General features: G+C 72.4%; 22 protein-coding genes. 8 read left to right on the top strand and 14 right to left on the bottom strand.

Annotated elements, in window-relative coordinates; all coding sequences use genetic code 11:
• Positions 1–142 precede the first annotated feature (142 nt).
• A complete protein-coding gene (locus ACWD12_RS20125; protein ID WP_358363898.1) occupies positions 143–1,111 on the bottom strand; it encodes an HpcH/HpaI aldolase/citrate lyase family protein in 969 nt (322 codons plus the stop codon).
• A 105-nt stretch (positions 1,112–1,216) separates the two neighbouring features.
• Between ACWD12_RS20125 and ACWD12_RS20120 the strand changes: the two genes are divergently transcribed.
• Positions 1,217–1,804, top strand: a complete 588-nt coding sequence (locus ACWD12_RS20120) for a hypothetical protein (RefSeq protein WP_450100633.1) — start codon at positions 1,217–1,219, stop codon at positions 1,802–1,804.
• 128 nt (positions 1,805–1,932) lie between these two features.
• Here ACWD12_RS20120 and ACWD12_RS20115 read toward each other — a convergent pair whose 3' ends face one another.
• Entirely contained in the window at positions 1,933–2,802 is an 870-nt protein-coding gene (locus tag ACWD12_RS20115) for a hypothetical protein (protein WP_450100632.1), read from the bottom strand.
• Between the two features lie 99 nt (positions 2,803–2,901).
• A complete protein-coding gene (locus ACWD12_RS20110) occupies positions 2,902–3,741 on the bottom strand; it encodes a hypothetical protein (protein WP_450100631.1) in 840 nt (279 codons plus the stop codon).
• 372 nt (positions 3,742–4,113) lie between these two features.
• Between ACWD12_RS20110 and ACWD12_RS20105 the strand changes: the two genes are divergently transcribed.
• From ACWD12_RS20105 to ACWD12_RS20095, 3 genes are read left to right on the top strand one after another with little or no spacing between them, the layout of a single operon-like run.
• Positions 4,114–5,418: a magnesium transporter MgtE N-terminal domain-containing protein gene (locus ACWD12_RS20105; RefSeq protein WP_358363893.1), complete on the top strand. Its 1,305-nt coding sequence runs from the start codon at positions 4,114–4,116 to the stop codon at positions 5,416–5,418.
• Positions 5,408–6,142 carry a DUF1003 domain-containing protein gene (locus ACWD12_RS20100; protein ID WP_450100630.1) on the top strand — a complete coding sequence of 245 codons (735 nt, stop codon included), beginning with the start codon at positions 5,408–5,410 and terminating at the stop codon, positions 6,140–6,142. Before ACWD12_RS20105 ends, ACWD12_RS20100 begins: the two co-directional genes overlap by 11 nt.
• 10 nt (positions 6,143–6,152) lie before the next feature.
• The gene (locus ACWD12_RS20095) at positions 6,153–7,322 is read left to right on the top strand and encodes an Mrp/NBP35 family ATP-binding protein (RefSeq protein ID WP_358363892.1); all 1,170 of its coding nucleotides are present in this window, start codon (positions 6,153–6,155) and stop codon (positions 7,320–7,322) included.
• A gap of 105 nt (positions 7,323–7,427) precedes the next feature.
• On the opposite strand, the gene ACWD12_RS20090 is transcribed toward ACWD12_RS20095, so the two are convergent.
• From ACWD12_RS20090 to sigE, 5 genes are all read right to left on the bottom strand, one after another.
• On the bottom strand, positions 7,428–8,108 hold the full coding sequence (locus tag ACWD12_RS20090) for a hypothetical protein (RefSeq protein WP_435839212.1): 681 nt from the start codon (positions 8,106–8,108) through the stop codon (positions 7,428–7,430).
• Positions 8,109–8,300: 192 nt separating this feature from the next.
• Positions 8,301–8,726 carry a sec-independent translocase gene (locus tag ACWD12_RS20085; protein ID WP_450100629.1) on the bottom strand — a complete coding sequence of 142 codons (426 nt, stop codon included), beginning with the start codon at positions 8,724–8,726 and terminating at the stop codon, positions 8,301–8,303.
• Between the two features lie 246 nt (positions 8,727–8,972).
• Positions 8,973–10,658, bottom strand: coding sequence for a trypsin-like peptidase domain-containing protein (locus ACWD12_RS20080; protein WP_450100628.1), 1,686 nt, complete (start codon positions 10,656–10,658; stop codon positions 8,973–8,975).
• Between the two features lie 255 nt (positions 10,659–10,913).
• Positions 10,914–11,579 carry an anti-sigma factor family protein gene (locus ACWD12_RS20075; protein WP_450100627.1) on the bottom strand — a complete coding sequence of 222 codons (666 nt, stop codon included), beginning with the start codon at positions 11,577–11,579 and terminating at the stop codon, positions 10,914–10,916.
• 60 nt (positions 11,580–11,639) lie between these two features.
• Positions 11,640–12,419: an RNA polymerase sigma factor SigE gene (gene sigE / locus ACWD12_RS20070; protein ID WP_358363900.1), complete on the bottom strand. Its 780-nt coding sequence runs from the start codon at positions 12,417–12,419 to the stop codon at positions 11,640–11,642.
• A 325-nt stretch (positions 12,420–12,744) separates the two neighbouring features.
• Here sigE and ACWD12_RS20065 point away from each other — a divergent pair, with 325 nt between their 5' ends.
• Positions 12,745–13,380, top strand: coding sequence for a class I SAM-dependent methyltransferase (locus ACWD12_RS20065; RefSeq protein WP_435839213.1), 636 nt, complete (start codon positions 12,745–12,747; stop codon positions 13,378–13,380).
• 191 nt (positions 13,381–13,571) lie between these two features.
• Here the strand turns inward: ACWD12_RS20065 and ACWD12_RS20060 are convergent, their stop codons facing one another.
• Positions 13,572–13,751, bottom strand: coding sequence for a DUF3117 domain-containing protein (locus ACWD12_RS20060; RefSeq protein WP_358363886.1), 180 nt, complete (start codon positions 13,749–13,751; stop codon positions 13,572–13,574).
• A gap of 322 nt (positions 13,752–14,073) precedes the next feature.
• Between ACWD12_RS20060 and ACWD12_RS20055 the strand changes: the two genes are divergently transcribed.
• Positions 14,074–14,862 carry an enoyl-CoA hydratase-related protein gene (locus ACWD12_RS20055; protein WP_450100626.1) on the top strand — a complete coding sequence of 263 codons (789 nt, stop codon included), beginning with the start codon at positions 14,074–14,076 and terminating at the stop codon, positions 14,860–14,862.
• 248 nt (positions 14,863–15,110) lie between these two features.
• Here ACWD12_RS20055 and ACWD12_RS20050 read toward each other — a convergent pair whose 3' ends face one another.
• Both ACWD12_RS20050 and ACWD12_RS20045 read right to left on the bottom strand, forming a co-directional pair.
• On the bottom strand, positions 15,111–15,701 hold the full coding sequence (locus ACWD12_RS20050) for a DNA-3-methyladenine glycosylase I (RefSeq protein ID WP_450100625.1): 591 nt from the start codon (positions 15,699–15,701) through the stop codon (positions 15,111–15,113).
• On the bottom strand, positions 15,698–16,273 hold the full coding sequence (locus tag ACWD12_RS20045; RefSeq protein ID WP_450100624.1) for a DivIVA domain-containing protein: 576 nt from the start codon (positions 16,271–16,273) through the stop codon (positions 15,698–15,700). Before ACWD12_RS20045 ends, ACWD12_RS20050 begins: the two co-directional genes overlap by 4 nt.
• Positions 16,274–16,487: 214 nt before the next feature.
• Between ACWD12_RS20045 and folP the strand changes: the two genes are divergently transcribed.
• Positions 16,488–17,300, top strand: a complete 813-nt coding sequence (gene folP / locus ACWD12_RS20040) for a dihydropteroate synthase (RefSeq protein ID WP_358360408.1) — start codon at positions 16,488–16,490, stop codon at positions 17,298–17,300.
• Positions 17,301–17,502: 202 nt separating this feature from the next.
• On the opposite strand, the gene ACWD12_RS20035 is transcribed toward folP, so the two are convergent.
• From ACWD12_RS20035 to dapE, 3 genes are all read right to left on the bottom strand, one after another.
• Positions 17,503–18,951 carry an alkaline phosphatase PhoX gene (locus tag ACWD12_RS20035; RefSeq protein ID WP_450100623.1) on the bottom strand — a complete coding sequence of 483 codons (1,449 nt, stop codon included), beginning with the start codon at positions 18,949–18,951 and terminating at the stop codon, positions 17,503–17,505.
• A gap of 266 nt (positions 18,952–19,217) precedes the next feature.
• A complete protein-coding gene (locus tag ACWD12_RS20030) occupies positions 19,218–19,988 on the bottom strand; it encodes an LOG family protein (RefSeq protein WP_450100622.1) in 771 nt (256 codons plus the stop codon).
• Between the two features lie 160 nt (positions 19,989–20,148).
• Positions 20,149–21,228: a succinyl-diaminopimelate desuccinylase gene (gene dapE, locus ACWD12_RS20025; protein WP_450100621.1), complete on the bottom strand. Its 1,080-nt coding sequence runs from the start codon at positions 21,226–21,228 to the stop codon at positions 20,149–20,151.
• A gap of 24 nt (positions 21,229–21,252) precedes the next feature.
• Here dapE and ACWD12_RS20020 point away from each other — a divergent pair, with 24 nt between their 5' ends.
• Positions 21,253–22,170, top strand: a complete 918-nt coding sequence (locus tag ACWD12_RS20020; RefSeq protein WP_450100620.1) for a hypothetical protein — start codon at positions 21,253–21,255, stop codon at positions 22,168–22,170.
• Positions 22,171–22,544: the final 374 nt, after the last annotated feature.

The following is a 22,544-nucleotide window of genomic DNA, read 5'->3' as shown; positions in this document are numbered from 1 at the left end:
GGGGGTGGCCCCCCCGCGGTCCGCCCCGGCGGGCGCCGTCGGGCCCCGCCCGCCCACGCCCCCTCCTCCGCCCGGCCCGCCCGGGGCGGTCGGGCGGCCGGAGCCTCGTCGTGTCGGTGGACGGCGTCGCGACGCCGGCTCGTCAGCCCTGCGGCGGCTCGAACTTGCCGGTCCGGGTCATGCCCGCGGCACGGCCCTTGGCGGAGATGACCAGGGCCATCTTGCGGGACGCCTCGTCGATCATCTCGTCGCCGAGCATCGCGGCGCCCTTGGCACCGCCGGCCTCCGAGGTGGACCACTCGTACGCGTCGAGGATCAGCTCGGCGTGGTCGTAGTCCGCCTGCGAGGGCGCGTACACCTCGTTCGCGGCGTCGATCTGGCCGGGGTGCAGCACCCACTTGCCGTCGTAGCCCAGCGCGGCCGAGCGGCCGGCCACCCGGCGGAAGCCGTCGGTGTCCTTGATCTGGAGGTACGGGCCGTCGATCGCCTGCAGGTCGTGCATGCGCGCGGCCATCAGGATCCGCATCAGGATGTAGTGGTACGCGTCGCCCGTGTCGTACCCGGGCGGCTGCTCGCCGACGACGAGCGACTTCATGTTGATGGACGCCATGAAGTCGGCCGGGCCGAAGATGATGGTCTCGATGCGCGGCGACGCGGCGGCGATCTCGTCGACGTTGACCAGCCCGCGGGCGTTCTCGATCTGCGCCTCGATGCCGATCCTGCCGACCTCCAGGCCGACCGTCTTCTCGATCTGCGTCAGCAGCAGGTCCAGCGCCTTGACCTGCGCGGCGTCCTGGACCTTCGGCAGCATGATGCAGTCGAGGTTCGCTCCCGCGCCCTCCACGACGGTCACGACGTCGCGGTAGGTCCAGTGCGTGGTCCAGTCGTTGACCCGCACGACGCGGATCCGGTCCCCCCAGTCGCCGTTGTTCAGCGCGTCCACGATGGTGTGGCGCGCGCCCTCCTTGGCGAGGGGTGCGCAGGCGTCCTCCAGGTCCAGGAACACCTGGTCCACCGGCAGGCCCTGGGCCTTCTCGATGAAGCGCGGGTTGCTGCCCGGAACTGCCATACAGGAACGGCGGGAACGCAGGCTACGCGATGTGGCGGCCATTTATGGTCCTCCCATTGCATGCGGATCGTGCGGTCAGGTTACTGGCAGGTCACCTGGAGAACCATGTGGGGTATGCCGCTTCCGGTGTGTGGGAACCTGACGTCCATGAGTGAGCCCGGGACCCCCTCGCCGCCCATGACACCGCCCGCCACGCCCACGACGCCGCCCTTCGACAGCGCGCTGCTCGAAGAGGCGGCGAAGAAGTCCGGCCTGCTGTGGATCGCCCCCGCCGGGCACCCCGCACGCCCGGTGTGGCACACCTGGCACGACGGCGCGGTGCACATCCTCCAGGACCGTACGGCCGACGCGGTGGAGCAGCACGTCCCCGGCCTCACCGAGGCGGCCGCCGCCGAGGTGACCCTGCGCAGCAAGGACAAGGGCGGACGCCTGCTCACCTGGACCGCGGACGTCGTCGTGCTCACCCCCGACGCCGGGTCCTGGCCGACCGCGGCCGCCGCCCTGCACGCGGACCGCCTCAACGCCCCCGACGGCGAGGAGCAGCCGTCGCGCTGGGCCCGCGACTGCGTCATCGTGCGCCTCGACAACCCCCGCGCCCTCACCCACGGCCCCGCGCTCCCCCGGACCTCCCAGTCCGCGCCCCCGGCGCCCACCACCGCCGTCACCAGGGGCCCGTCCCCCAGGAACCTGTCCCTGGGCCGCAAACTGACGCCGCCGGGCAAGCGCACGAAGTAGGGCGCGCCGAGGAGTCCTCCACCGCAACCTCCCGGCGGCAGCGGTGAACAGGCAGCAGGCAACGGGCAGTCGGGAGTCGGCCGCGGCAACGCGGTGACCCGCACCGGCCCGCACGTACCGCCGCGGGGTCAACTGCGGGTGGCGCTGGGGGACTTGGTGGTGCCGGCGGTCGACTTCGTGGTCGGTGAGGTCGGGCGCTTGGTGGACTTGGCGGAGCCGGTGGGCTGCGGGGAGAGGTCCTTGTCGACGACGATGTCCGGGTCCGGCGGGGTGATCACGGTGCGGTCGTTGTAGCCGATGAAGTCGATGGCGCCCTTGGTGCGCGCGTCGGGGGCGGCTTCGAAGCGCATCAGATACGGCGCGCCTTCGGTGGCGACCCAGATGGTGCCGCCGCCCGGCCCCTTGTCGACGAGGGCAATCGCGGTGCGGCCGTTGACCTCGCGCGTCTCGCCCTTTTCGAGGGGGCCCGGCTTGCCGAGAAGTTTGGTGACGAGGCGTTCGACGTACGTGTTCTCGACCAGCCCCGCGTACTTCCGGTCGCCGACCGGCACCTGCACGAACTTGCCGCGGTTGGCCGTCTCCGCGGCCGCGCTGCCGACCTCGGACCAGAAACGCGCGTCGCCCTGGAACCACACCTGGTTCTGCACCCGGGTGACCCGCGCGGTGACGCCGTCCTCGACGATCGCGCCGTCGCTGCCGGTGGCGGTGAAGCGCATGTCGACGCTGAACGGCGTGGTCGCCCCCGGCTCGGTGACGGTGCCCTTGACGTGCACGAACGCCGCTGCCGCGGTGGCCGCTTGGGCCCGCTGCAGGATCGCCGCGGCATCCAGCCCGCCGACCTGGTTGCCGAGCGGCAGCCCGACGGACGGCTCGTCGCCGGGGTCGGAGAAGGACCGGTGCGCGGGCTTGCCCACGCTGCATCCGGTTGCCAGGACCGCCGCCACGACCGCCGCCGTCGCAACCAGGCCCGTCCGCGACCGGGCGCTTCGTCGAGTCACCGCCAGTTTCCTTACGTATCAAGCCGGGTGGAGCCGGGTGCCGGTGCCCAGAGGGCGTAGGGCCGGGGCCACCGTATCCCGGTGGGACCCCGGTTCAGGTCACGAAGAGCGCGTACTGGTGGGTTGGCCGCTCGGACTCTTGGATCCCGAGGGACTGCCCGACGAACCGCCTGTGGGCGAGGACGAGGGCGGCGGCGACTGGTGGGCGTCGGTTCCGGGCGCGGGCGGCTGGGCGGGGTTGAGGCTGCCGTAGTCGACGACCTGGTCGCCGCGCGGGACCTCGACGGGGAAGTCCGTGTCGTACTCGTAGAAGTCGAGCCGACCGGCGTTGGGGCCGGGGCTGTAGCGCATGGGGTAGGGCTTGCCGCCGAGCGAGACGTACAGCTCGCCGCCCCGGCCCTTGTTGGCGGCGAGGGCGAGGGTCTCGACGCCGCGCACGTTCTTGCGGCCGTCCTTCTTGACCTTGCCCTCGAGGCGGAACAGCTCGTCGAGCAGCGGGTGGAGCTGGGTGAAGCCGGAGAGCCGGGCGAACGCCGGGTCGTCCGGCGGCACCTTGATGAACTTGTCGCGCAGGACCTCCGCCGAGGCCACCGCGTCCGGGTCCTGCCGGCCGTCGCGCGGCTGGTAGAGGCTCTCGTCGCCGCGGACGAACAGGTCGACGCCCACCCGCAGCAGCTGGACCCTGGTGCCGGTGCTGACGATCTCGCCGCTGGCGCCGTCGGCCTTGATGCGCATGTCGATCTGGTACTCGACCTTTTGCGTCACCCAGGTACCGGTGATGTGCACCGAGGTCGCGTTCTTCGCGGCCGTCCGGGTCTGCTCCAGGATCGTGTCGGTCGGCTCGCCGGCCAGGCCGGTGGGGTCGTCGGAGGAGCACGCGGACACGAGCATCCACAGCAGCAGGACCAGGACGACGGGCGCTCGCAATCGTCGGCGCAACGGTTCCCCTCGGGCATCGAAAGCAGGTGGCGGCAGGCGGTGGCGGGTGGCCGGCACGTACGTCGGCGCGTGCCCGCCGCGGGTGGCGGTGCGGGTGGCGGTGCGGGTTGTGGTCAGCACGCAGCGTACAAAGCGGCGGCGCGGGCATCACATCCGGCCGGTTCGGGCACAGGCGGAAGGCGGGACCGGCGGGTGCGATCTCCCGAAGATCGCGGAGCCGACCCGGCCGGTACTGTTCGTACGCGGCGGTACGGCGTCGCCCGCACACCTGCGGGCCACCCGAGAGGAGGCGGCCATGAGCGAGCGCGGCGGGCGAGTCACCAAAGGGATGCGTTCCACGAAGGCGGCCGCCGAGTGGAGCGAGGTGGCCGCATGACCGGCACGCCGAGCCGCGTGTTCATCTCGCACCTCGCCAGCGCCGCCGTCTTCGACCCCGGCGGCGACCAGGTGGGCCGGGTGCGCGACGTCGTGATCGCGCTGCGCACCGGCAACCAGCCGCCGCGCGTCCTGGGCCTGGTCGTCGAGGTCACGACGCGCCGCCGCATCTTCGTCCCGATGACCCGCGTGACCAGCGTCGAGACCGGCGAGGCCATCACCACCGGCCTGGTCAACATGCGGCGCTTCGAGCAGCGGCCGACCGAGACGCTCGTGCTCGCCGAGATGCTGGACCGCCGGGTCACGCTGGTGGAGACCGGCGAGCAGGTGACCGTGCTCGACGTCGCGATGAGCGCGGGCCGCGGGCGCGACTGGTACGTCGGCAAGCTCTTCGTGCAGAAGGGCGGCGGCGGTTCCGCGCTGCGCCGCCGCCGCGGCGAGACGCTGACCGTGGACTGGAACGCGGTGACCGGCTTCGAGCGGCCCGAGGACCAGCAGGGTGCGGCGAACCTGCTCGCCACGTTCGAGCAGTTGCGCGCCGCCGACCTCGCCAACGTGCTGCACAACCTGTCGTCCAAGCGCCGCGTCGAGGTGGCCGCCGCGCTCGACGACGACCGGCTGGCGGACGTCCTGGAGGAACTGCCCGAGGACGACCAGGTCGAGATCCTCGGCCAGTTGCGCGAGGAGCGCGCGGCCGACGTCCTGGAGGCCATGGACCCGGACGACGCGGCCGACCTGATCTCCGAGCTGCCCGAGGAGACCGCGGAACGCCTGCTGGACCTCATGGAGCCGGACGAGGCCGAGGACGTCCGCCGCCTGCTCACCTACTCCGACGACACCGCCGGCGGCATGATGACCACCGAGCCGATCGTCCTGGAGCCGGACGCGACCATCGCCGAGGCGCTGGCCCTGGTCCGCAACCCCGACCTGTCCCCCGCGCTGGCCAGCCAGGTGTACGTCTGCCGGCCGCCCACCGAGACCCCCACCGGCAAGTACCTCGGCACCGTGCACTTCCAACGGCTGCTGCGCGACCCGCCGTTCACCCTCGTCGGCGCGGTCGTCGACACCGACCTGCGGCCGCTGCGCCCGGACACCCCGCTGGCCGAGGTGACCAGCTTCCTGGCCGCGTACAACATGGTCGCCGCGCCCGTCGTGGACGAGGACGACCACCTGCTCGGCGCGGTCACCGTCGACGACGTCCTCGACCACCTGCTGCCCGAGGACTGGCGCGAGGGCGCGCTGCACGGCGAGGCGCGCGGGATCAATCCCGCCGAGGTGAGGAGCCGTCTCAATGGCGCGTGAGGCGCAGGGCGCGCTGCCGGACGAGCGCCGCCGCCGGCCCCGCCTGGACCAGCCCAAGCTGCCGCAGCGGCGGCTCAACCTGCTGCCGAAGTACGACCCGGACTCGTTCGGCCGGTTCTCCGAGCGCATCGCGCGCTTCCTGGGCACCGGGCGGTTCCTCGTCTACATGACCGCGACGGTGTTCGTGTGGGTGGCGTGGAACGTCGCGGTGCCGGAGAGGCTGCGCTTCGACGAGTTCCCGTTCATCTTCCTCACGCTGGCCCTGTCGTTGCAGGCGTCGTACGCGGCGCCGCTCATCCTGCTCGCCCAGAACCGGCAGGACGACCGGGACCGCGTCAACCTCGAGCAGGACCGCGCGCGCAACGAGCGCAACATCGCCGACACCGAGTACCTGACGCGCGAGGTCGCGGCGCTGCGGATCGCCCTCGGCGAGGTGGCGACCCGCGATTTCCTGCGGTCCGAGCTCCAGTCGCTGATGAAGGAGCTGGACGAACGCCGGGAGGCCGAGCAGTGGCTCGCGTCACACCCCGAGGCGGCCGACAACGGCCGTGACGGGGGCGACAGTTCCGGCGGATCGGGCGGACGGGACCGCGGCCGCGAAGGTGGGCGGGACAACGCCCGCGAGCCCGGGCGCGATCCGGGGTCCGAGGGCGGCCGCGACGGCGGCCGGGAGAGCGGGCGAGGTAGGCCACCTAGGCGCGGTGGAACCCCGCCGGGGACGTAAGCTCACTCGTATGGCAACCCTGGAATCTGGCGAGACCCGTACTTCTGTCCCGGAAGACGCCGTACGGGACGCGCTGGCGACCGTCGACGACCCCGAGATCCACAAGCCGATCACCGAGCTCGGCATGGTCAAGTCCGTCGACATCGCCGCCGACGGGCGCGTCAAGGTCGCGGTGTACCTGACCGTGGCCGGGTGTCCGATGCGCGACACCATCACCTCGCGCGTGCGCGAGGCCGTCGGCAAGGTCGCGGGCGTCACCGCGGTCGAGGTCGAGCTCGACGTCATGAGCGACGAGCAGCGCAAGGAGCTCGCGTCGCATCTGCGCGGCGGGCAGGCCGAGCGCGAGGTGCCGTTCGCGAAACCGGGCTCGCTGACGCGGGTGTACGCGGTGGCGTCCGGCAAGGGCGGCGTCGGCAAGTCCTCCGTGACCGTGAACCTGGCCGCCGCGATGGCCGCCCAGGGCCTGAAGGTCGGCGTCGTCGACGCGGACATCTACGGCCACTCGGTGCCGCGCATGCTCGGCGCGGAAGGCCGCCCGACGCAGGTCGAGAACATGATCATGCCGCCCGAGGCGCGCGGCGTGAAGGTCATCTCGATCGGCATGTTCACGTCGGGCAACACGCCCGTGGTGTGGCGCGGACCGATGCTGCACCGGGCACTCCAGCAGTTCCTCGCCGACGTCTACTGGGGCGACCTGGACGTCCTGCTGATGGACCTGCCGCCGGGCACCGGCGACATCGCCATCTCGGTCGCGCAGCTCGTCCCGAACGCCGAGATCCTGGTCGTCACGACGCCGCAGCAGGCGGCCGCCGAGGTGGCCGAGCGGGCCGGGACGATCGCGGTCGAGACGCGGCAGACCATCGCGGGTGTGATCGAGAACATGTCGGGCCTGCCGTGCCCGCACTGCGACGACCACATCCTCGACGTGTTCGGCAGCGGCGGCGGGCAGCGCGTCGCGGACGGCCTCTCGCAGGCCACCGGCACCAAGGTCCCGCTGCTCGGGCAGATCCCGATCGACACCCGGCTGCGCGAGGGCGGCGACACCGGATCGCCGGTCGTGGTCGACACCCCCGAATCGGCGGCCGCGGTCGCCCTGCGCGGCATCGCCGACAAGCTCGTCAACCGCCAGCGCGGGCTGTCGGGCATGCAGCTGGGGCTGACCCCGAAGCGCAAGTTCTGAGCGGATCGGCACCCCGGGCCGATTTCGGCGTCGGTGGTGACTGACCTGAGGGGGCGCCCGTCCGGGCGCCCCCTCAGGTCGTACCGCGACCGTGTGACGGCCGCGTCAGGCCTCGTACGCCTTCAGCTCCGGCATCAGCGCCAGCCCGAGCCCGTACGCACTGACCCCGCACCCGTACACGCCCAGGTACACGCCCGCCGCCTGCCCGGCCAGCACCCAGCCGTACTCCGACTCGCGGTAGCGGAAACGGTTCGGAACGCCGTTGACCGGCAGCGCCAGCCCCGTCCACCCGTCGCCGTCCAGGTTGTCGGCCAGCTCCCACGCGAGGTGGGTCTGCTGGTCCATCCACTCCTGCCGCAGCTCGCGGTCGAGGTCCCACGGCCAGCTGTCGGCCAGCAGCGCGACGCCGGCGACGGACGCGGCGCTGGCCATGGAGGTGGCCTCCAGGAGTCCGGCGCCGTCACCGCTGGGGCGGCGTTCGCGCTGCGGGACGGTGACGACCGAGACGAACTTGCGCGGGGTGGGGTCGCCGGGCCGGCGGCTCGGGGCGTCGCCGTGGCCGAGGGTGCCGTACTCCAGCCCCTCGCGGCCCTGGCACACCGACGCGAGCCAGCGCCGCCCGTCCCAGCCCTCGTCGAGGCCGTACCACGGGAAGTCGGCGGCGAGGTACTGGTCGAGCAGCGAAGGTCCCGTCTCCTCCTCGGCCGTGCCGCCTCCCGCGTGGTCCGCCCCCGACTGGTCGCCCAGCGCTCGGTCGGGTGCGCCTGCGTGGCTCATCGTGTCCATGCTTCGCCTTGTCTGCTCGCGACGCCCTGGGGCGCGCCGTCACCGGTACCGCTCTGGCACGGTACGGCCTGTGCCCCGCCACACGCGCGGCAATCGCGCACGACCCGCCGTTCCGGGGGTCCTATGGGCGTTCTGCGGCCATACGGGCCGAGCGGAGGTCAGAGAGAAAGAGGGAGAGGGCCGAGGCGGGCCTCAGGTGGCGTCGGCGTCGTACGGCGGGCGCTCCCCCGGCTGCACGCGCGTGCCGTTCTTCTTCTCCAGCATCGGGTGCGCGGACGGGCCCGTGGCGCTCGGGACGCCGTTGGCGTCGTCGTCGAAGCGCAGCTGGCGGGTCAGGTCCTCGCGCAGCTCGCCGAACTCCTTGATGCCGAGCTCGTCGTCCTCGCCCATCAGGTGCTTGCGGGCGAAGGTCTTGGGGTTGAGGTCCTCGAACTTGATGTTCTCGAACTCCGGCCCGAGCTCTTTCTTCAGGTCCGAGCGCGCGTTGGTGGAGAACTCGCGGAACTTGCGTATCGTCCGGGCCGCCTCGCCGACCATCTTGGGCAGCTTGTCAGGCCCGAAGACGACGATCGCGATGACGATGAGCGCGACCATCTCCAGCGGACCGACGTCGAACACCTGGACTCCACGAGCTACGCGGCAAGGGCCGATCGGCCGACCGGACCTCGACAACAGTAACCGCCGGGGCCGCGGAGCGGCACTGCCTCTTGCGAAGTCCCGACCGATACGTACCTTTTGGCATTACTTTGTCCCGCAGATGTGATCGGCCGGTCATGTACCCGACACGGCGAGGTCACCCGGGCCCGAATGCGGCTGACCTCCATCTGTCGCCTCCTGCCGCGACCTGCCGCGGCCCGCCCCGGCTCAGCCGCTCTCGCCGTCCAGCTTTATCGGCAGGCTCAGTTCCGCGTCCCCGCGCTTGACGGTCAGCGTCACCGTGTCGCCCGGCGACTTGCTGCGCACCAGGACGATCAGCTCGTTCGCCTCGGCGACCCGCTTGCCGTCGACTGCAGTGACGATGTCCCCGGCCTGGAGTCCGGCGCGGGCGGCGGGCCCGCCGGGGCGTACCGGCGGCTGGCCCTTGAGGTCCTGGTCGGAGATCCGGGCGCCCTCGCCCTCGTAGTGCATGTCGAGCGTGACGCCGATCACCGGGTGCACGGCCTTGCCGTTGTCGATCAGCTGCTGGGCCACCCGCTTGGCCTGGTTGATCGGGATCGCGAAGCCGAGGCCGATGCTGCCGGCCGCCACCTCGCCGCCGAACGGGTTCTCCTCGTCGCCCGCGGACCTGATCGCCGAGTTGACGCCGATCACCCGGCCGGCCGCGTCGATCAGCGGGCCGCCGGAATTGCCGGGGTTGATCGGCGCGTCCGTCTGCAACGCGCTGATGTACGACACGTCGTCGCCCGAGCCGCCGGCGCTCACCGCGCGGTCCTTCGCGCTGATGATGCCCGACGTGACCGTGCCTTCCAGGTTGTACGGCGCGCCGATCGCGATAACCGGGTCGCCCACCTGCACCGAGTCGGAGTTGCCGAGCGTCAGCGGCACCAGGCCCCGGACGTTGTCGACCCGGATCACCGCGAGGTCGTAGCCGGTGTCGCGGCCGACGATGCGCGCGTCGGCCTGCTCGCCGCCGTTGAAGACGACGGTGATCCGGCCGCCGTTCGCGGCCCCCGAGACGACGTGGTTGTTGGTCAGGATGTAGCCGTTGCCGTCCAGCACGAAGCCCGTGCCGCTCGCCTGTTCGCCGCCGCGTGACGCGTGGATGTACACCACGCCGGGCAGCGTCGTCGCGGCGAGTCCGGCCACCGTGTCGCGCGCCCGTTCGGGGCCCGACGACGCCGGCTGGCGCAGCGTGACGCCCCGCTCGTCGCGGTCCCCGACCCAGACGCCGACGGCCCCGCCGAGGGCGCCGGCCGCGAGGGCGATGCAGGCGAGTCCCACCCCGATGCGCCACGTCCACTTGACGGGCTCGCGCGGCTCCTCGACCGGGAAGGCGTACGCGGCGTTCGGCGGGTACCCGGGAGGCGCCGCCCCGTAGCCGGCCGCGTCGCCGTACGGCAGGCCGCCGGGCCCCGTGTCGGCGTCGTACGTCCAGCCGAACCCGAACGGCTGACCGTGCCCGTGGGCCTGCCAGGGCGTGCCGCCCTGGGCCGCGGGATGGACATGCGGGGTACCCGCGTTGGGCGGCAGCGTCGGCTGCCCGGCCGGATGCGGGAAGCCCCAGGCGGGCGCCGGCGGTGTCGCCGGGGGCGCGGGCGGTGCGGGGGGCGGCGCCGGATGCACGGGCGGCGCGCCGAAGGCGGCGGGCTCGTCCGCCCTGTCCTGGAACGTCTCGTGTGCCTTGCGCGCAGGGCCCTCGGCGCCCGCGTCCGCACCGGCGCCCGTGTCGGCGTCCGTGTCGGCGCCCGTGTCGGCGTCGTCCTCCGGCTCCCGACCGGACGAACGGGCCCGCAGCTCCTCGGCGTCCCAGCCCTCTCCAGGCGCACGCCGCCGGTCCGCGTCACCGTGTCCGTCACCGTGCCCGACGACGTCACCCGGCTCGTCGCTCATCCAGAACCCTCCGTGGCGGCTCTGCCGCGCCGTTCCTCATGGGTCGCCGGCGGCGGACCCGTCACGGGCAAGTCTCCCCGGTGCCGCGCCACCGCGCAGCGCGGGACCCACCGGAACGGCTCTGTGGGCACGAGCGGATCCCCGGCCGCCGCCGCGGCGCACACCCACCCGTGCCGAGCGCGGACACGTCGGCGAGCGCTCGGCCGTACGAGCGCTCAAGGTACGCGGCAAAGCACGCCGGCGGGGTACGCCCGGTCAGTTTCGGTCCGACACCACGGCCGACGAGGTCACCGAGACCGACAGCGGCCTGCCCGCCGAAGCGGCCAGCGTCGCGGGCACCGCCGTCGAGGTGCCGCCGGTGGGCGCGACGCCCACCGTGCCGGCCTGCTCCACGAGGTTGCGCTCGACGATGGGCGCGGCGGGACGTCCGGACGAACCGGCGGCCGGCCCCTGCGCGATGACCGCGCTGCTCAGCGCCATGGCCATCATCGAGAACGCGCCGGCGGCGGCGAAGGTGAGGCGGCGTCTGCCGACCGGGGGACGCACGCGAGAAGGGGCGGAGTTGGGGCGTCCGCCCCGAGGGCCCGTACCGCCGCGCGGGCGTGCGGCACCGGGCTTGCGGCTCAAGGGCTGAACCGACCCCCTGATACGCGGCGGCGGCGGGATCAGCTCGTCCTCGTCGTGCGCCGGCTCCGCGGGGCCGCCGAACCCGCCCTCGCCCATCGCGAGCAGGCGGGCCATCAGGTCCGCCGACGGCCCGGGCTGGGAACTGCGGGCGAGCAGGGCCTTGACGCGCCGCTGCTCCTCCGCCTCGACGCGGCAGTCGGCACACTGCGCCAAATGCGCCAGGACCTTTTCCCTGGCGTCGTGCCCCAGCTCGCCGTCCACATAGGCCGCGAGCTTGTCCTCGGGGTGGTTCACCGGCCTGCTCCCGCAGCCGGACATACCGTCCCGACGTTCGAACCAACGATCACGGTGCCCTCATCTCTGCACCGACGCACACCCCGGGATTTCCTCGCGGTCAGCGGGGGTCCGGGGGGCACGGTGCCGCAGCGCCGCCCGGAGCTGGGACCTGCCGCGATGGATGCGGCTCCGAACGGTCCCGAGTTTCACACCGAGCGTGGTGGCGATCTCCTCGTACGACAGGCCCTCGATATCGCACAGTACGACCGCGGCGCGGAACTCCGGGGCGAGCGCGTCGAGCGCCTGCTGGATGTCCGCGTCGAAGTGGGCGTCGTCGTATGCCTGCGCCGGGGAGAGCTCGCGTCCGGGGAGCCGCTCGGCGGCGTCGTCGGCGAGACCCTCGAACCGGATGCGCTGGCGACGGCGCACCATATCGAGGAACAGGTTCGTGGTGATCCGGTGCAACCAGCCCTCGAACGTGCCGGGCGTGTAGCTCGACAGCGAACGGAAGACCCGGACGAACACCTCTTGCGTGATGTCGTCCGCGTCGTGCGGGTTGCCGCTCAGGCGATAGGCGAGTCGGTACACCCTCGCCGAGTGGGTGCGGACGATGTCCTCCCACGACGGCGGGGTCCACGCGTCGGCCCCGGGACGGGCGGTCGTGCCCTCCACGGATGCGGTCTGCGCAAAGTCCCCCGACGCCGCCGCGGTACCGGCGGGAGCGGGGGCATGATCGGTGGTTGCGTTTGCGGCTTCGGCCACGTGATTTGGCATCGGCGCACCACGGCGAGGAACGGTCTGATCCCCGCGGTGGTCGTCCACTGCCACACCTCCTCTTTCGAGTAGCGCAACCACCATAGACAACCTGCCTGTTAAGCCCGGATAAGTGCCTCTGGGCACCGCACCGGCACCGCGAACCTGCTGTGCTTCTGTTCTGTTTGCCTGTTCCAAAGAGGCCAACGAGCCGACCGCGCCCGGGGTTCCCGACACGCTGTCCCCGGCCGGGCACATTTCGCGGCGGCCGGGAACCGGGCAACCGCCGTGTCGCGTCTGTACTCCTCGCGCACCCGCCCCGACCTGGCACGACGCGTGGGCGTACCCCACGCTGGCGTACGGGGCACTCCATTACTCTTGCGCCAAAAGGCCGCCCTGTCCCCGGGCGGCCCGACGCGAGGAGGAAGCCATCTCCAGCAACCGCCAGGCCGGCCGGGATTTCGCGGAGGCGTACGCCGGCGAGGACACCGTCCTCGTGCAGGCCCGCCACCGCGCCCGGGAGGCCGGCGTCGTGCCCATCAGCCCCGGCGGCGGATCGGCGCTGTGCTTCCTCGCCGCCGCGACCGATGCCCGCGCGGTCGCGGAAATCGGAACCGGCACCGGCGTGTCGGGGGTGTATCTGCTGCGCGGGATGCGCCCGGACGGCGTGCTGACGACCGTCGACCTCGACCCGGACAACCAGCGCGTCGCCAAGGAGACGTACGCGGAGGCCGGGTTCTCCGGCGGCCGCGCCCGCTTCATCCCCGGACGCGCGCTGGAGGTGCTGCCGCGCCTCGCCGACCACGGCTACGACCTGGTGTTCTGCGACGGCGACAAGACGGAGTACCCCGACTACCTGGCCGAGGCACTGCGCCTACTGCGGCCCGGCGGCGTCGTGTGCTTCGACAACGCGCTGTGGCACGACCGCGTACCGGACCCCACGCACCGGGACCCCGAGACCACCGCGGTCCGCGAGGTGCTGCGGACCGTACGCGAGCACGAGGCGCTGGTCCCCACGCTGCTCCCGGTCGGCGACGGCCTGCTCTGCGCGGTGCTCCGCGGCTGAGTCGACACCCGAACTCCCGCATCCAGCCGGACGGTTCGCCGGTATCCGGGCATGCGACGGCCCCGGCCGGTACGTTCTCACGGATTTGTCCCGATCCTCCGATCGGGAACTCCCTGAACACATACCGGCCGGGGCCGCTGCTCACCGCGACTCGGTCGAGGGTGGCAGGCACCGGGTGGGTCAGGACCTCCTCAGGAGGTCTTGGCACCCGTGGCGTTCGCCAGCGCTTCGCTGAGCGCGCCCGCCTCGTCGGGCGTCAGCTCGACAACAAGCCGCCCCCCGCCCTCGAGCGGAACGCGCATGACGATACCCCGCCCTTCCTTGGTCACCTCGAGCGGGCCGTCGCCCGTCCGCGGCTTCATGGCCGCCATGCTCGTTCCCCTTCCTGCATATCGACACACCGGTGCTCACCCGGCCACCGGTCTTCGAGCGCATTGATCAGGCCCCATTATCCCGCATTCAGCGGCGGGGTGAGCAACAACGGTCACGGACGGCCGCGTATGGGCCGATCCGGGGCCGGATTCACGGTCCGATCCGTCCGGTCCGCCACATGCGCCCCGACCTGCGCCGACACGTACGCCGTGCGGCCGGACGGGCGGGGTCGCGGCGAAGCGGGAAATGCCGTCCGGCATGCTGAGTCCGTTCGGAGGCGCGCACATCCGCCAGTGCCCTCACATCGACGGGAGACCCATCGTGGCCGACAACGTTCTCTACGACCTCGCCGACGGCGTCGCGACGATCACCCTCAACCGGGCCGACGCGATGAACGCGCTCGACACCGACACGAAGGTCGCCCTGCGCGACGCGGTCCTGCGGGCGGCGGACGACGACGCGGTCCGTGCGGTGGTTCTGACGGGCACCGGTCGGGCGTTCTGCGTCGGCCAGGACCTCAAGCAGCACATCGAACTGCTGGAGGTCAGCCCCGAGGTCACCTTCGCGACCGTCAAGGACCACTACAACCCGCTCGTCACCGCGATCGCGACGATGCGGAAGCCGGTCGTCGCCGCGGTCAACGGCGTCGCCGCGGGCGCCGGCGCGGCCATCGCGTTCGCCTGCGACTTCCGCATCGTGGCCGACACCGCGGGCTTCAACACCGCCTTCGCGGGCGTCGCACTGACCGCGGACTCGGGCGCGTCGTGGACCCTCCCGCGCCTGGTCGGCCACGCCCGGGCCACCGAACTGCTGATGTTCCCGGAAATGATCAAGGCCCCCCGCGCCCTCGAACTGGGCCTGGCCACCAAGGTCGTACCCGCCGACGAGGTGGCCTCCGAAGCCGCCGCCCTCGCTCTCCGCCTGGCCGCGGGCCCCACCGTCGCCTACGGCGCCATCAAGGAGTCCCTGGCCTACGCCGCCGACCACAACATCGTCGACTCCCTGGCCAAGGAGGACGAACTCCAACTCCGCGCCGGCAGCGCCGCCGACCACCGCATCGCCGTAGACGCCTTCCTCACCAAGCAAAAGCCCACCTTCACCGGCAAGTAACCCCAATCCCCCGCCGCGGCACACCCCGTGTGATCGACGAGCGAAGCGAGGAGAGCGGCCGGAGGCCGCCAGGGCCGGTCGCGGCAGGCTTCAGGGACGGCTGGCGACAGGCGTGGCGACGCGCGCGGCAAGCCGCCGGGGGTGCTACGACCGCACAACAAGAGCGCCACGCCCCGACCAGGGGGCTACGCGCGGGCCAGGTCCGCATCGGCACGTACGCCGTGGTGGGGCGAAGCCGGGGCTTGGCCTTAGCGGGGCATTCGGCGGGCGTGGCAGGCGGCCAGGTGGTCGTCTACGAGGCCGCACGCCTGCATCATCGCGTAGGCCGTGGTGGGGCCCACGAACTTGAAGCCCTTCTTGCGCAGATCCTTGGCCAACGCCTCCGACTCCGGCGTCACCGCGGGGACGTCCGCGACCGTGCGCGGGGCCTTGCGGCGCGGCTTGGGGTTCGGCGCGTGCGACCAGATCAGCTTGTCCAGCCCGCCGGGCAGGTCCTGTGCCGTCTTGGCGTTGGCGATGCACGCGAGGATCTTCGCGCGGTTGCGGATGATGCCGGTGTCGGCGAGCAGCCGTTCCACGTCCGCGTCGTCGTACTCCGCGACCTTGGCGATCGCGAACCCGTCGAACGCCGCCCGGAACCCCTCCCGGCGGCGCAGGATCGTGATCCACGACAGGCCCGACTGGAACGCCTCCAGGCACAGCCGCTCGAAGAGCGCGTCGTCGCCGTGTACCGGTACGCCCCACTCGGTGTCGTGGTACTCGACGTAGTCGTCCGTGCTGATCCCCCACGGGCAGCGGGCGAGCCCGTCCGGACCCACCACCGCTCCGCCCTCGGTCACGCCTTGTCCTTCCCGCCCTCGCGGCGGTCGGCGCCGCCGACCTCCTCGTCGTGCCCGCCCCGCTCCCCCGCGTCCCGGTGGGCCGAGACCGCATCCGCCTGAGCCGCGTCCCCGCGTTCCCCGTCCGCGTCCCCGGCGGCCTCACGGGCGCGTTCCGCGTCGTCCGGGGACGCCTGCTTGGTCAGCGTGGGCGTGCCGGTACGCGCCCCCGCCGGGCCGACCGTCGTGGGGGCCGCGCCCGGCATCGCCGAGGACCCCTGCGTCGGGGCCGCCACACCCGGCGGCAGCACGCCCGCGAGCCGGTACTCCAGGTCCATGATCCGCGCGTCGCGCGCCGACAGCTCCGCGCTGAGCCGGTCCAGGGTGTAGTCGACCTCGCTCATCCGGTAGCCGCGCAGGACGACGGGGAAGCGCACGCGGTCGATGTCCTCGACGGTCAGCGGGCGGTCCGGCGTCCACGACAGGTCGGGCCGGTCCTGGTGGGCGTCCGCCAGCGAGCCCCCCGCACCCAGCACCACGGCGGCGACCACGAAGACCACTCCGGTCACGACGACCAGTTGGATCCAGAACACGGAAACTCTCTCCCCTTGTCGGCACCGCGCCCACGGCCCCCTGTCGGCCGCGCACGGGACGATCGTGCCACGATCTGACGTGGTGATGTCCGCCCGCAGGCACGAATGCCCGAACTGCCCGCGGGACCAATGGCGGTAATCGCACGAACTGGAGGCGCCGGTGGCGACGCTGAAGCTGGGGGCACGTGAGTTCGGCGACGACGAACACGTGATCATGGCCATCGTCAACCGCACCCCCGACTCGTTCTTCGACAAGGGCGCGACCTTCGACGACCGTCCGGCTCTGGACGCCGTCGAGCGCGCCGTCGCGGAGGGCGCGGCGATCGTGGACATCGGCGGGGTCAAGGCGGGCCCGGGCGCGGAGGTGGACGCCGCCGAGGAGATGCGGCGCACGGTCTCGTTCGTCGCCGAGGTGCGCCGCCGCCACCCGGACGTCGTGATCAGTGTCGACACCTGGCGGCACGAGGTAGGCGAGGCCGTCTGCGAGGCGGGCGCCGACCTGCTGAACGACGCGTGGGGCGGGGTGGACCCCAAGCTCGCGGAGGTCGCCGCTCGGCACGGAGTCGGCATCGTGTGCACGCACGCGGGGCGGGCCAAGCCGCGTACGCGTCCGCACCGCATCGGCTACGACGACGTCATGGCCGACATCCTGGACGTGACGGTCGGGCTCGCCGAACGCGCGCTGGAACTCGGCGTACGCCGCGACGCGATCATCATCGACCCGGGTCACGACTTCGGGAAGAACACCCGGCACTCGCTGGAGGCCACCCGTCGCCTCGGCGAAATGGCGGAGACCGGCTGGCCGGTGCTGGTCTCGCTGTCCAACAAGGACTTCGTGGGCGAGACCCTGGACGCGCCCGTCAACCAGCGGCTGCTGGGCACCCTCGCGACCACGGCCGTCTCCGCGTGGCTCGGCGCGCGCGTCTACCGCGTGCACCAGGTGCACGAGACCCGGCAGATCCTCGACATGGTCGCCACGATCAAAGGCCAGCGCGAGCCGGCTGTCGCCCGGCGCGCACTGGCCTGATCCGCTTGCCCCGCACGGCGTGATCCGCTTGCGCCGTACGGGCTGATGCGCGTGACGCGGGCGGGTGCTGACGAGATGTCAGCATCCGCCCGCGATCGTGCGCGCTGGTGTCAGGAGCGGGAGATCTCACACACGAAGAGCCCCAGGGGGTCCGAAAAGGACCTCAGACCTCCGGCCGGGACATCCAGCCCTCGAAGAGACCTCAGATGTCGCGGTGGTACCGCCAAGGGCCCTTGATCGCGTACATGATGCCCGGGGTCTGCACGTTCGCGAACAGGATCCGGCCGTCGAGCGAGAAGGTCGGGCCGGTGAACTCGCTGAACTCCGGGGCCTCGGGCGAACCGTTGTTGAGGTCGTTGCGGGCGATCGGGTACGAGCGGTTGCCGCTCGTCGCGCCGATCAGGTGCTGCACGCCGTTGCCGTCCTCGGCCAGGATGACGCCTCCGTACGGCGACACGCTGATGTTGTCCGGGCCGTCGAACGCGCCGTCCACCGACGGGTTCGCGTTGACGCCGAAGCGCAGCTTGAGGATCAGGCGGCGGCGGCTCGGGTCGTAGAACCACACCTGGCCGTCGTGCGCGACGCCCGGGCTCTCGTTGCGCGCAAAGCTGGTCACGATGTACGCGCCGCCGTCACCCCACCACGCGCCTTCGATCTTGCGGCCGCGCGTGACGTCGGAGTTGGTGAACTGCTTGCGGATCGACGTGGTCCGCGCGTCGCGGTCCGGCACCGTGATCCACTTGACCTCGTAGGTCGTGCCGATCTCGACGGCACGCGAGAGGTCGTCGACGAACCGGCCCGACGCGTCGAAGGCCTTCATCGCGGCGAGCGTCCCCGCGGTGTCGGACAGGCCCTTGAGGTGCCCGCGGCCGCCGCGGTAGTACTTCGGCGGCTCCCAGCGGTAGAGCAGGCCGTTCGGGCCGCTCGCGTCCTCGGTGAGGTATATGTGGCCGCGCCACGGGTCGACCGCGGCGGCCTCGTGCGCGAAGCGGCCCAGGGCCTTGATCGGCTTGGGGTCGCGGTTGGCGCGGCTGTCGTACGGGTCGACCTCGAACACGTAGCCGTGGTCCTTGGTCGCACCGCCCTGGCCGGCCAGCAGCTCGGTCTCCTCGCAGGTGAGCCAGGTGTCCCACGGGGTCTTGCCGCCCGCGCAGTTGACCGCGGTGCCGGCGACGCCGACGTACTCGCGGGTGCGGCGGCCGTTGCGGTCGGTCTCGACGACGGTGCAGCCGCCGGCGAGCGCGGGGTCGTACGTGTAGCGCGGCAGCGCCGGGACCGGCAGCTCGGTGTCGGCCATCGCGCCCAGCTCGTGGTTGACCACGAGCACGGTGCCCCCGCCGTGCCGGTGGTAGGCGGCGGTGCCGTCGTGGTTGCTCGGCGTGTACTGGCCCGACTCCAGCTTGGTGACACCGGCGTGGGTGACGATCTGGTACGAGAACCCGGCCGGCAGGGCGAGCTTGCCCGCGGGGTCCGCGACGAGCGGTCCGTAGCCGAACTCCGGGCGCTGCGGGCCGCCGTGCCGGCCGCCGTCCCCGTTCGCGGACGCGGCGGACGCGCCGGGGGCGAGCAGCATCTCGGTGCTGCCGACAAATGCGATACCGGCTCCGGCCACGGCGGAGCGGCCCAGGAAGCCTCTACGGGACAGCGACATCGGTTCTCCTGCTCAGAGGGGACGGATGCGCGTGACGGCCACGCGCACCTCCGGCACCGGCCGATCGCACCGGGCGGACACACAGTCCCGCGTGGCGGTGTCCGCCGGGTGAACGCGGCCGGTCGGACGGATGCCGCTCAGAAGACCGTTCGTCCGCCTCTGGCAGGGGTTGTGACGAGTGTTCAGGAGCGCGGGCCCCGCTTGAGCCCACGGCAGGCCTCATGCTCGGGCCCCTCGCTCGCGCCTACGGCGGGCGCGCCTCCGGCCTACCGTCCGGCCCGCCGCTCCGCCTCCTCCTTGTCGTGCCGGGCCGCCGCCTCGGCCTCGTCCAACAGCATCTCGGCGTCGACGATGATGCGGACGGCCTCCTCGATGTCGTCGGTGACGTGGATGAGGTCGAGGTCCTTCGGCGAGGCCTTGCCGCCGGCCACCACGCTGTCGCGCAGCCAGTCGAGCAGGCCCGACCAGTAGCCGCGGCCGATGAGGACCAGCGGGAAGTGCGTCACCTTGCGCGTCTGCACGAGGGTCAGCGCCTCGAACAGCTCGTCGAGGGTGCCGATGCCGCCCGGCAGCACGACGAAGCCCTGCGCGTACTTGACGAACATCGTCTTGCGGACGAAGAAGTAGCGGAAGATGAGCTCGATGTCGCAGTACGGGTTGAGGCCTTGCTCGAACGGAAGCTCGATGCCGAGCCCGACGGACGTGCCGCCCGCCTCCTGGGCGCCCTTGTTGGCCGACTCCATGGCGCCCGGGCCGCCGCCGGTGATCACCGCGTAGCCGGCCTCGACGAGGGCCTTGCCGACCTGCTCGCCGAGTGCGTACTCGGGGCTGGTCGGCGGCGTACGCGCCGACCCGAACACCGCGACGGCCTTGCCCAGTTCGGCGAGCGCACCGAACCCCTCGACGAACTCGGACTGGATCCGCAGCACGCGCCAGGCCTCCGCGCCCAAATGCCGCACCGCCGCTGGGTGCGTTGCGGCGACCTCGGCAGGGGTGGCGAACTCGGGTGGTTCTGCGGGAGTGAAGCGCGTATCCATGCCGTCCACACTGGCATGCGCGACGATCAGATGTACGGATTTACCCAACCGGCACGATCAGATCATCCGATCGACGCCAAACCGTCCCCGCGCAGGTCACGCCGTCACGCCGTCACGCCGTCACGCCGTCACGCCGTCACGCCGTCACGCCGTCACGCCGTCACGCCGTCAACCAGGCCAGCATGCGGCGCTCGGCCTCGCCAATAGCGGCGATCTCGACGTACTCGCCGCGCGTGTGCGCGAGGGCGGGGTCGCCGGGCCCGTAGTTGACCGCCGGAACACCCAGCGCGGAGAAGCGCGCGACGTCGGTCCACGCCACCTTGGCGCGGGGTTCGCCGCCCACCGCCGCGACGAACGCCGCGGCCGAGGCACGGTCGAGTCCGGGCAGCGCGCCGGGGGCGGAGTCGGTCACCTCGATCGTCGCGCCGCGCTCGACCGCGGGTGCGAAGACCTCGCGCAGATGCGCCTCGGCCTGCTCCTCCGAGCGGTCCGGCGCGAAGCGGAAGTTGATCAGGACCGAGCACGCGTCCGGGATGACGTTGCCGGCCACCCCGCCCTCGATGCCCACCGCGTTCAGGCCCTCGCGGTACTCCAGGCCGTCGATCATCGCGATCCGCGGCCGGTACGCCTCCAGCGCGGCAAGGATCGGCGCCGCCTTGTGGATCGCGTTGTCGCCGAGCCACGACCGCGCGGAGTGGGCGCGGCGCCCGGCGGTCGTGACGCGGATCCGCATCGTGCCCTGGCAGCCGCCCTCGACGACGCCGCCGGTCGGCTCCATCAGCACCGCGAAGTCGCCCGCCAGCCACTCCGGCCGGCTGCGGGCCAGGCGGCCGAGGCCGTTGCGGGCGGCCTCGACCTCCTCGTTGTCGTAGAAGACGTACGTGATGTCCCGGTTCGGCGCGGGCAGGTGCGCGGCCAGCCGCAGCTGCACCGCGCAGCCGGCCTTCATGTCGGACGTGCCGCACCCGTACAGCAGCGGTCCCTCGACGCGCGACGGCAGGTTGTCCGCGATCGGCACGGTGTCCAAGTGCCCCGCGAGCACGACGCGCTCCGCCCGCCCGAGGTTCGTCCGGGCCACGACCGCGTCGCCGTCACGGTCGACCGTGAGGTGCGGGAGGCCGCGCAGCACCTGCTCCACGACATCAGCCAGGACCTTCTCCGCACCGCTCACCGACGGGATGTCGACGAGTTGCGCGGTCACATCGGCGGCGTCACGGGACAAGTCCAGAGCAGCAGGCATACCGGCCACCATAGTCTTCTGGCTGTGGGCCAGAGAAAACGCAGTTCGGAGCGCTCGGAGCAGTCGGGCATAGTCGGCTGGGCAGTCGCCTTGCTCGTCGTCCTCGGCTTGTTCGCCGGAGTCGCCGTCGTCGTCATGAAGATGCTGCCGGACGGCGGCCCGGAGCACGACGAGTGCACGGTGACCGCATCGGACGGCACCGCGGACTTCGACCCCGCGCAGGCCGCGAACGCCGCGACCATCGCCGCGGTCGCGCAGGCGCGCGGCCTGCCGGAGCGCGCGGTGACGATCGCCCTGGCGACGTCCATGCAGGAGTCGAAGCTGTTCAACATCGACTACGGCGACGCCGACTCGCTGGGGCTGTTCCAGCAGCGCCCGTCGCAGGGCTGGGGTACGCCCAAGCAGGTCCAGGACCCGGTGTACGCGGCCGGCAAGTTCTACGACGGGCTGGTCAAGATCCGCGGCTACGAGACGATGCCGCTGACCGAGGCCGCGCAGGAGGTGCAGCGCAGCGCGTTCCCCGAGGCGTACGCGAAGCACGAGCCGGAGGCCGCGGTGCTCGCCGCCGCCCTGACCGGCCGGGCCCCGGGCGCGCTGAGCTGCCGCCTCAAGGGCGACCCCGCGCCGGTGACCGCGGCACCGATCCGCAGCGCGCTGGCCGAGGAGTTCACCTCGGTGCTGCCCGCGCAGTCGATCACCGAGACCGCCCCCGGCACGCTCTCGGTGCGTCCGGGGGCCGCCCCGGGCCGCGGCTGGGCGATCGCGTCCTGGACCGTCGCGCACGCCTCCGAACTGCAGGTCCGCGAGATCGCGTTCGACGGCAAGGTCTGGACGCGCGAGGACAGCGGCAAGGGCTGGCGGGTCGGCCAGGCGACGGGCCCCTCGGGCGGCACTCCCCCGCCCGCCGACCCGACCATCGTGCGGATCCGCTACGCGGACTGAGCAAAAGGACGCCGACCCAGGCTCGAGATGCGCCGGACAGGACGCGGGCCGGGCGGTGACGCTCCCCACGCCGAACGCGCTCGCGGAGCCGGGACGCGGAGGGGGTAGGCGGGCGCGAGGACGACGCCGAGTCCGGCCGCGGTCGACCCGGGTCTGTCTGGGTCGACCTGGACCTACCCGGGACTGTCTGGGGCCCTGGGCCCTGGCGCGGAAGCGGCAAGCGCAAGGCGGCGGCCCCGAGTCCGGCTGTGGTCACCCTGGTTTACCTGGATCGATCCGGGTCTGCCTGGGCCCCGGGCCTGCGGGTGACCAAGGGTCTACCCGGGTCGACCTGTCGCTCGGACCCACCTGGGTCGCCGCGGCCCACCCGGCTC

This window comes from Streptodolium elevatio (genome assembly GCF_053592165.1).
Note: the sequence above shows the minus strand (reverse complement) of the source record. Positions and strands in the feature narration are given on the sequence as shown.

What these genes read in the sequence shown, in the direction of transcription:
- ACWD12_RS20125 (WP_358363898.1), bottom strand. Translation starts at nt 1,111, where the DNA reads ATGGCCGCCACATCGCGTAGCCTGCGTTCCCGCCGTTCCTGTATGGCA.
- ACWD12_RS20120 (WP_450100633.1), top strand. Translation starts at nt 1,217, where the DNA reads ATGAGTGAGCCCGGGACCCCCTCGCCGCCCATGACACCGCCCGCCACG.
- ACWD12_RS20105 (WP_358363893.1), top strand. Translation starts at nt 4,114, where the DNA reads ATGACCGGCACGCCGAGCCGCGTGTTCATCTCGCACCTCGCCAGCGCC.
- ACWD12_RS20100 (WP_450100630.1), top strand. Translation starts at nt 5,408, where the DNA reads ATGGCGCGTGAGGCGCAGGGCGCGCTGCCGGACGAGCGCCGCCGCCGG.
- ACWD12_RS20095 (WP_358363892.1), top strand. Translation starts at nt 6,153, where the DNA reads ATGGCAACCCTGGAATCTGGCGAGACCCGTACTTCTGTCCCGGAAGAC.
- ACWD12_RS20090 (WP_435839212.1), bottom strand. Translation starts at nt 8,108, where the DNA reads ATGGACACGATGAGCCACGCAGGCGCACCCGACCGAGCGCTGGGCGAC.
- ACWD12_RS20080 (WP_450100628.1), bottom strand. Translation starts at nt 10,658, where the DNA reads ATGAGCGACGAGCCGGGTGACGTCGTCGGGCACGGTGACGGACACGGT.
- sigE (WP_358363900.1), bottom strand. Translation starts at nt 12,419, where the DNA reads ATGGTGGTTGCGCTACTCGAAAGAGGAGGTGTGGCAGTGGACGACCAC.
- ACWD12_RS20060 (WP_358363886.1), bottom strand. Translation starts at nt 13,751, where the DNA reads ATGGCGGCCATGAAGCCGCGGACGGGCGACGGCCCGCTCGAGGTGACC.
- folP (WP_358360408.1), top strand. Translation starts at nt 16,488, where the DNA reads ATGGCCATCGTCAACCGCACCCCCGACTCGTTCTTCGACAAGGGCGCG.
- ACWD12_RS20035 (WP_450100623.1), bottom strand. Translation starts at nt 18,951, where the DNA reads ATGTCGCTGTCCCGTAGAGGCTTCCTGGGCCGCTCCGCCGTGGCCGGA.
- ACWD12_RS20030 (WP_450100622.1), bottom strand. Translation starts at nt 19,988, where the DNA reads ATGGATACGCGCTTCACTCCCGCAGAACCACCCGAGTTCGCCACCCCT.
- dapE (WP_450100621.1), bottom strand. Translation starts at nt 21,228, where the DNA reads ATGCCTGCTGCTCTGGACTTGTCCCGTGACGCCGCCGATGTGACCGCG.